The sequence below is a fragment of the Mesorhizobium sp. M5C.F.Ca.IN.020.32.2.1 genome (assembly GCF_004023105.1).
Lineage (GTDB): Bacteria > Pseudomonadota > Alphaproteobacteria > Rhizobiales > Rhizobiaceae > Mesorhizobium > Mesorhizobium wenxiniae.
Genome location: NZ_RZSX01000183.1, coordinates 1 through 8769, shown reverse-complemented (window position 1 = coordinate 8769; position 8769 = coordinate 1). Strand labels below are relative to the sequence as shown.

The 8769-nt window shown below is 59.2% G+C and carries 7 protein-coding genes and 1 pseudogene; 5 read left to right on the top strand and 3 right to left on the bottom strand.

The features are described from left to right. Nucleotides 1-171 precede the first annotated feature (171 nt). The 3 genes from tnpB to EOA86_RS11875 are packed head-to-tail and all read right to left on the bottom strand — an operon-like array spanning nt 172 to nt 1100. The gene (gene tnpB / locus EOA86_RS41190) at nt 172-327 is read right to left on the bottom strand and encodes an IS66 family insertion sequence element accessory protein TnpB (protein ID WP_084831567.1); all 156 of its coding nucleotides are present in this window, start codon (nt 325-327) and stop codon (nt 172-174) included. Next, the gene (locus EOA86_RS40135) at nt 324-572 is read right to left on the bottom strand and encodes a transposase (protein ID WP_236473611.1); all 249 of its coding nucleotides are present in this window, start codon (nt 570-572) and stop codon (nt 324-326) included. The genes tnpB and EOA86_RS40135 overlap by 4 nt, the downstream gene beginning before the upstream one ends. Before the next feature lie 54 nt (nt 573-626). Next, nucleotides 627-1100: a transposase gene (locus EOA86_RS11875; RefSeq protein WP_091600632.1), complete on the bottom strand. Its 474-nt coding sequence runs from the start codon at nt 1098-1100 to the stop codon at nt 627-629. 409 nt (nt 1101-1509) lie between these two features. On the opposite strand from EOA86_RS11875, the gene EOA86_RS11870 reads away from it, so the two are divergent. From EOA86_RS11870 to EOA86_RS11850, 5 genes and pseudogenes are all read left to right on the top strand, one after another. After that, the gene (locus tag EOA86_RS11870) at nt 1510-1785 is read left to right on the top strand and encodes a hypothetical protein (RefSeq protein ID WP_091600633.1); all 276 of its coding nucleotides are present in this window, start codon (nt 1510-1512) and stop codon (nt 1783-1785) included. Between the two features lie 777 nt (nt 1786-2562). Beyond that, entirely contained in the window at nt 2563-2844 is a 282-nt protein-coding gene (locus EOA86_RS11865) for an acyl carrier protein (RefSeq protein ID WP_095517116.1), read from the top strand. Beyond that, nucleotides 2845-4053: a beta-ketoacyl-[acyl-carrier-protein] synthase family protein gene (locus EOA86_RS11860; RefSeq protein WP_127399720.1), complete on the top strand. Its 1209-nt coding sequence runs from the start codon at nt 2845-2847 to the stop codon at nt 4051-4053. It begins immediately after the preceding gene. 768 nt (nt 4054-4821) lie between these two features. Next, nucleotides 4822-5865: pseudogene (gene nifA, locus EOA86_RS11855) on the top strand (nif-specific transcriptional activator NifA); the annotation flags it as partial. Between the two features lie 398 nt (nt 5866-6263). Next, on the top strand, nt 6264-8769 hold a 2506-nt coding region (locus EOA86_RS11850; RefSeq protein WP_128341804.1), incomplete at its 3' end, for an autotransporter serine protease.

Below are 8769 nucleotides of genomic sequence, written 5' to 3'. Positions count from 1 at the left end.
ACCGCTATGCCACAGCGGATGTAGAGATGATGCGCAATGGACTCGAGAAGGCGGGCGTCACCGGCGATCACGGCGTGCGTTTCCGACCAAATGACTCCGTTCTGCAACTGCTGAACTCCATCTGAATGTTTATGTGGCGGAGGCAAGCTGGGTTTGGCCGGTCCGAAGGGGTCAGGGCGGCTCCGCCACATAATCTCGCCCGACGCATAAATGCGGATCCCGGCCCAATGTCTCCTGAACCTGCAGAGCGAGACGCTGCATTCCGCGACGCATATCGGTCCGGCCCACCGCCAACCAGATCCGCACCTGGCTCGGGACCGGGATCATGAAACGCCCCGCGCCTTCACCATCGCCGCTGCCAGTGTTGGCGGCGTGGTCAGTGGAATCCGCAGCCGCACCTTGCCGGCGACGTCCAGCTCGATCACCACTGGCGGCGGGAGCGGCTGGGCGCGTTCGTCAAGAACGTCTTCAGTTGCCGGCTGCCCGGTCTCAGGTCGAAACAGCTCGTTGCGCCAGTATCGGCTGCTGGGCGCGACGCTGTTCGCTGTGTCACAGGAAGAAAGGAAGGTCACCTTGGAGCTCAGGTCAGCCGCCCCTCGGGCTTTTTGCCTATGGCGGCAAAGGGCTCAAGCAAGCCCGAGCTTTTTCCTGAGCTCGGCGTTTTCTTTCCGGAGCCGGTCAGCGAGGAGCTTCTTCAGACGGGCGTTCTCTTCTTCAAGCTTCACAAGATCCTTGAGCTCATCGCTCTGTGTTGTCTGCCCAGCAGCCCTTTTCCAGTGATAGTACGTCTGTTCCGATATTCCAGCGTTCTGAACGGCTGCCTTGATACTCTCTCCCCGTCCGATCTGCTTCTCGATCTCGCCGAGCTTCTGGGCACGCTCGTTCTCAGAGTAATTTCTCCGCGCTGCCCGGACTGTAGGCGAAGCGATCGCTTTAGATGAAGACGCCTGAAGAGCCGAGCTGGCGGCTCTGGTTCGTATAGCACCTGCGCGCTGCGCGGTCCGCTTCCGCGTCTTCGGCGCCTTTGTATCGGGTGTCTGTTCCTTCACGGGCACCTCGCCTGCTGCCTGGGTTGCCTCAGTTTCCTTAAGGTTGGACATCAGAAACTCCCTGCGATTTCAAACATCTATTCTAGCACGCAGCATCTAGAACTTATGGGCTTTGTCAACTGCGGCCACAAAACCGTGCTCGCCAATGTCGCCGTCCGACGCGTTAACATGATGCCAGTAACTGCGGCAATGCAATCGGTTCGCAATCCGCAACAAAGAGTATCGGCTGGATGTGCACGACGCCCCAGTCTCTGAAACAGCGTAGCCGCCCGGTAAGAGCCGCTTTCAGTCTGCCTTAGAAACAAGGTGGTCGGTCGCCACTCCCGCGCATACTATCCGTCTACTCTTGCTCCTCGCACGGCGCCAGGTCCTCGTCATCGATGCCGGGCAGCGTCGCAGCGGCTAAGCCAGCCACTCGCATTGCTCCCTGACAGGATGGTGCCGATCCTGCTGAGATCGCATGCTGGCGCGACGTTGCTTTGCGGCCACCGTCGCGCCTGCCCGTGAACTGTTCGCGCCTGTGCTCATGCTCGCCTTGACACCCTCGATGGGTCCATCCGGGATGGTCAACCATCCCGAACATAGCGGGCAGGCGGGCATCTTCACCAGCAGTCTCTGTGTCGCTCTCGTGGCGGCAAACAAGATCGAGGCTGGCGGGGTGATGATCAACGGTCCTCGAACCATCGATTTTGATCGCGGTGGCCGTTCAGTGTGTTCAAACACGAGGCGCCGTTAGACGGCACCGCAGCATCATAGCGAAGTGCCATGCAGGACGACTCCCTGCAGCATCGTCTCGCGCAGCCAAACACTTGCCGGATCACTGTTGTGAACGGCCGGACGTTTGACGGCCTGTGACGCGAAAAGGCAGCGGAAGATCTAGCATTTATGGGGGAAATGTTTTTTCGGAGTGCTTGACCCGCAGGAAGGGCATGACTGCCTATCGCCCGACCCGGCAAGGCCGCACTCATGACCGGCTGGGCTCGGATCCTGCATGCCGCGCCCGTGAGGTTACTTGTCGGGAGTGCGTCGAGCACAACGAGGAGATGTAGTTCACGACCTTTGAAACGCGTGGTCAACTATCCAAAGTGTGGATGCCTTTCATCGAAACAAACGATTTCATCAATGTTGTGGAATCCTGCATGGGCAGAAGCACCTGACGCACACCGATGCCCCACTGCCTCATGGCGTGGCGAGCGTCTTAAGAAACTGCCCGAAAGGAGAACTTTCATGCGCTCTACCGGGCAGTGGAGTGTTGGGAAAGGGAGTTGCAACTGACCGGCCATGTCAAACTGTCCGACTTCTTCCGAGCCTATGGACAGACTGGGAGACGCGCACGGTGTAGCGGCTCACATCGTCATACTGCACCTACGCCACACACCGGCCGGACCTGATCCGGCTTTATGAGCATTGGGCTTTGTCAGTCGCACAAGCGTGATGGCTTTCGCGACGCGGCGCGCCTCAGGAACTGAGCCGCGTCCGGGTCGAAACGCGGGAAAGAAAGACAGGAAACAGAATGGCCGATCAATTCGCAACGGACGTCATTGCCCTGATCAAGAAACGCGCCGAGTCGGAGAGCGGTGAGGGAATGCCTGCGTCATTCGTCGGCGAGATAACAATCGCCACGGAACTGGACGCGCTCGGGTTCGATTCGCTGGGTTTGGCGGACGTCCTCTGGGATGTGGAACAGGCCTACGGCATCAAGATCGATATGAACACGGCCGATGCCTGGTCCAATCTCAAGAATGTCGGCGACGTCGTGGACGCCGTCCGCGGCTTGCTTGCGAAGGAGGCTTGAATGGACAGGCGCGTCGTTATCACCGGAGTGGGCGGCCTGTGCGGACTGGGCACTGACGCCGCCTCTATGTGGAAAGAGATGCGCGAAGGCCGCTCCGCCATCGGCCCGCTCGCCAATTCCGAGCTTCATGACCTGGAGGGCATGACCGGCGCTGAGATCAAGGCGCTGCCCGAGCACGACATCGATCGCAAGCAGCTCGTCTCCATGGCCCGCTTCAGCTTGCTCGCCGTGCTTGCGGCGCGCGAAGCCATGCGGCAGGCCGGACTTTCCTGCGACGAAGGGAATGCCCATCGCTTCGGCGCTACAGTGGGCGTCGGCGGCTTGGGCTGGGATGTAATGGAGGAAACTTACCGGGCCCTCCTTTTGGACGGCGCGAGGCGAGTTGGCATCCTCGCTGTACCCAAAACGATGCCAAGCGCCGCCGCCGGCCAGGTGAGCTTGCGCCTCGGCTTGCGCGGGCCGGTGTTCGGGGTGACCTCCGCATGTGCCTCGGCCAACCATGCGATCGCCTCGGCGGTGGATCAGATCAAGCTGGGCCGGGCCGACGTAATGGTTTCCGGAGGCAGCGACGCACCCTTCGCATGGGGCGTGCTGAAAGCATGGGAAGCAATGCGCGTGCTTTCACCCGATACCTGCCGGCCCTTCTCCGCCGATAGGAAGGGCCTGGTGCTGGGCGAGGGTGCTGGCATGGCCGTGCTGGAAAGCTACGAGCATGCCAGGGCGCGTGGTGCCACAATTCTTGCCGAGATCGCCGGCGTCGGCCTTTCCGCCGATGCCTTCCACATCGCCGCGCCATCTGTCGAGGGGCCAGCGTCGGCGATGCGCGCCTGCCTTGCCGATGCCGGGCTGAATGCCGAGGACGTCGACTACCTCAACGCGCACGGCACCGGTACCAAGAGCAATGATCAGACTGAAACGGCGGCGATCAAGCGTGTGTTTGGAAACCACGCTTATTCGATGTCCATCTCTTCCACCAAGTCCACGCACGCGCATTGCCTCGGCGCAGCGAGCGCGCTTGAAATGATCGCCTGCGTGATGGCAATCCAAGAGGACGTCGTGCCGCCGACCGCCAACTATCGCGAGCCAGATCCCGCTTGCGACCTCGACATCACACCCAATGTGCCGCGCGAGCGCAAGGTGCGCGTCGCCATGAGCAACGCCTTCGCCATGGGCGGTACGAACGCAGTTCTGGCATTCAGGCAGGTGTAGAAGCCATGCAAGACGCATCATTTGAGGTCACCTGTCGTATCTAGCTGCTGAGGGGCGGGGCATTGTGAAACAGGGGGAGCTGTGTGGCCCCTCTTTCTCGGCTCGACGATGTGGAAGGAGCCTGTGCGGCGAAACGGGCCGACGCCCTCAGGCCCAGAACTTGGGCGAAACCAACTCCCACCAAAGCACAGCCGCTTTAGTAGCCGAACAATGAAGCCTCGCTCGACGAGCCGCCGCCTCTACTGTCAGCGGCATCACGCGGTTGAAGCGAACAGCGCAGCGGCTACTGTTTCCCGCACAACTCGGATGGCAATTGGGACAAGTCCGCACATGTCGTCACGTACGCTGAACGCCGCAGGTACAGCCAAATTGGGGGCGGAGCGTTTCTGCCGTTTTGATAGAATTCTATCAAACTGACAATTTTCCTTGCACGAATGCAAGGAGAGCTCGATTGACTCCCCTCCTTTCTTGTCAAGGATGGGTTTGCAGGCTGCGGTGCGGCAGAAGCCGGACAGAACGGCGACCGGTCGAGTAAAGGCCTGCGCAAACAAGCGCGCATATTGCGGGCGCCCGCACGGAGGAGAAGACGCTCGTCCTGGTGAAAGACAACGATGCTCAGGCGCCATTGCCATTTGCCGAGGGCGTCCGCGCGCCGGAAATTTCGAGGCACAAAGGTGAGATCGAGAATGATAATGACGAAAAACAACACAGCTCACCGTCAAGTGCAGTTCCACCGGCGGGTGGCGGAGTGGGATGGGCTGCCAAATGGAGCGTAAAAAGATCAGCAAGGAGATGCTTGGCGATAGTCTGGCGCTGCGCAAGCTGCGTGAGCACCTTGTCAAGGTGGCCAAGGCGAAGACTACGGTCATGTTGCGAGGTGAATCCGGAACCGGCAAGGAGCTGGTTGCCAAAGCCATTCACGAACTCTCGCCTCGCGCCAAGCAGCCCTTCATCAAGGTCAATTGCGCGGCGCTCACCGAGACGCTTCTGGAATCTGACTTGTTCGGTCATGAGAAGGGTTCCTTCACCGACGCGATCAATTTGCGCAAGGGGCGCTTTGAGGCTGCCGACAAAGGCACATTGTTTCTGGACGAGATTGGCGAAATATCGGGCTCGTTCCAGGCTAAGCTGCTGCGTGTCCTGCAGGAGCAGGAGTTTGAGCGTGTCGGCAGCAACCACACCATTAAAGTCGATGTTCGCGTGATTGCCGCAACCAACAGGGACTTGGAAAAGGCAGTTCAACGCAAGGAGTTCCGGCAAGACCTCTATTACCGCATCAGCGTCGTCACTTTACGCGTGCCGGCATTGCGCGAAAGGCGAGGTGATATTCCGCTCTTGGCCGCTCAGTTTCTCAAGAATTTCAATACTGAGAATGATCACACGCTGACCTTCGCTCCCGAAGCGATTGAGGTGCTAATGAATTGCGAATTTCCAGGCAACATCCGAGAGCTCGAAAACTGCGTTCAACGGACGGCAGTTCTGGCGACGGGTCCATCAATCCTCAGAACTGACTTTGCCTGTTGCGTGGGTGAGTGCTTGGCCGCGGCGCTGTGGAAGAACGGACCGCCGACGTCAGAGAACTCGACTACGATCGAGCCTTCCGCCGCCCGTGCCGCCCCGCCCGTCGGCGACGGGCAAGCGCCGATAGGCCCTGCCACGACTCGTGGTAGGGTGCCCGATGCCGATACGGTCATTGCCGCCATGGAAAAGTGTGGCTGGGTGCAGGCAAAGGCGGCGCGCCTGCTCGGTTTGACCCCGCGCCAGATCGGCTACGTGCTGAGAAAACACGGCATCGAGATCAAGCGTCTCTGAAACAACCCGCCGAGCAAGAGCTGGAGCAGGTCAAGCATTGGTGCTCTGGCGCCGAGCCCATCGGCCACCTTACGAACGTGGGTGTGAACAGCGCTGCCAAGATTCCGGCCGTGTGCTTTCTACCACCAGTCGTACTGGGGCTCTGCGGCTGACAAAACTAAGAAGGAGGAATCCTATGGCTAGTAACTTCGCTCTACACCGCAAGGGCAAATCCAATCCGACGTGCCTGAAATCCAGAAATAATCGATGTATCATTGGTGACACGCCAGCATGCGTAGAGGCGACGCGCAGATCTCCGCTGGCGGGACCTGGTCGATACATAAGCTGATCGCTTGCCGCTCGATATCGCGCCAATCTGATCTGAAAGAAATAAGTAGTTTTGGGAATAGGGATTAAGCATGCCAACGCGCTTCAGAACGATCAAATTGTTTTTAGCAACAACGGCGCTCTTCGCACCAAATCTGTCCTTGGCCCAGGAATCAGTCGCGTCGCCTGCGCCGGTGGCAGATGCCGAATATTCCAGAAATTGGGGCCTGAGTATGATCAACGCCCTGCCCGCCTACCTTAAAGGCTATACGGGCAAGGGCGTCGTCGTTGCGATTGTGGATACAGGACTGGATATCAACCATCCCGAATTCGTGGCGCGCATTTCGAAGGCGCTGCACAACTTCGGGACGGATAAACGCTTGGCTGACGTCAGCCATTCTGTCGACAAAGACGGTGTGCCTGACGGACACGGGACCCATGTGGCGGGGATAATCGGCGCCGCGCGCGACGGCACGGGCATGCAGGGCGTGGCCTATGAATCGACAGTATTGCCCCTTCGAGCAGTGGATATCGGCGACCCAGATGATCCCGAGATGGACCCGACCAATGAAGCGATCGAATACGCGATTGGTGCGGGAGCTGGCGTGCTCAATGGGAGCTACGGGCCAGGCCTGTTGCTGGGGCGGTATCTCAAGGACGAGAACGGCCAACTGAAACTCGATGGCAAGGGATATGCCATCGATAATAAAAACTATGAGATTCTCGACTATCAGGCCATCTATGATGATCCGAGCAATCTCGTCGATACCTACAATACGTTGAAGAAGGCGGCTAAGGCGGACATCGTGCTCGTCTTCGCCGCCGGTAATGATGCCAGTACCGACGACCAACCCGGCGCTGCTTCGGCGATTCCCAGCGGCATCGGCACGTTGCCGTTAATAACGCCAGAAAATACCAAAGATGGAAATCTTTATAAGTTCATCGACACAAACGATCAAACAAACAAAGGTTTCGATTTCAATAACCCAAATACATACAAGATAGTGAGCGGGTCTGATGTCTCGAAGCTCGACTTCTCGGATCTGGCAGGCTCGCTGATAACAGTCGTTGCTGTCGGCAAGGATGGCAAGATTGCCAGCTATAGCAATAGATGCGGAGCCACAGCAGAGTGGTGCCTCGCGGCTCCGGGTGGCGATATTAATGCCGATCCCGATAATCCGATTGATGAGAACGGCATTTATTCTACCTGGCCACAAGGGGATCGGGCGAACAAGAACAACCCGTATAAGTACGAGGAAGGTACTTCCATGGCAACGCCGCATGTTGCTGGCGCGGCGGCAGTGATCCGGTCGGCATTCCCTTACATGAACGCCCGCCAGACCATTGAAACCCTCCTGACAACGACGACCACCAAAGGGTTCGAGGATGAACAAGTCTTCGGCCAGGGTCTGCTCAATCTCGGCGTTGCGATCGAGGGTCCGGGCGAGTTCCGCTACGCCGGCGTCTTCGACGTCGACACCAAAGGCTACTCCTCGATCTGGTCGAATTCAATCTCGGGCGCCGGAGACCTGACGAAGCGCGGCGAAGGAGCGCTGATCCTGTCCGGCGAAAACAGCTACAGCGGGCCGACCAAGGTGCTTGGAGGCATACTCGCCGTCGATGGCCGCATTGTTTCGAAGGTAGGCGTCTCGGCTACTGGTACCCTTACGGGTATCGGTGCAGTCGGCTCTCTTACGGTTGGCGCAGGCGGCACCGTCGCTCCTGGCAGCGTGCTCGATCCAAGCAAGGGGGTTGCAGTGCTCACCGTCAACGGTGACTTCGTGCAGCAGGCCGGGTCGACCTATTTGGCGGGTATCGCACCGAGCAAGGCTTCAGATCTCATCGACGTTGCCGGCAGTGCCGCCATCAACAAGGGAGCGAGCGTCAACCTGGTGCGTGAAGGTGCCGGGCATTTCTCAGTCGATACCCGCTACACGCTTCTGACCGCCGCTGGCGGCGTGATCGGGACCTACGGCGGGCTGACAGGAGGCCTCTTTACAGACTCGCCCTTCGTCGATTTCGAACTCGCTTATGACCCGACCAACGTCTATCTCGACGTCGATCGCAATTCTGTCACCTTTGCCGATGTCGGCAATACCTTCAATCAGCGATCCGTGGGCGCGGCTGCGGAAGCCCTTGGTTCCGGCAACACGATCCACGACAACATCCTCTTCCTGACGGGACAGGGATCCCGCAACGCATTCGATCAGCTTTCGGGCGAGATCCATGCTTCCGTTCACAGCGCCTTTGTCGAAGACAGCCATTTCGTCCGTGACGCCGCCGGCGATCGCATTCGCGCAGCGTTCGCAGGCGTGGGCGCATCAACCGTGCCGGTCATGGCATATGGACCGGAAGGCCCGGAACTGGCTCCCGCGACCAGCGAAAACTTCGCCGTCTGGGGCAGCGGTTTCGGCGCCTGGGGACATTTGGACGGAGACGGCAACGCTGCTCGCCTCGACCGCTCGACGGGAGGCTTTATTGCAGGCGGCGATGCGGCCATCGGCGAAAGCTGGCGGCTCGGGCTTCTTGCCGGTTATAGCCATACGTCCATCCATGTGGATGATCGCGCCTCCTCCGGCTCAGGCAACAATTATCACC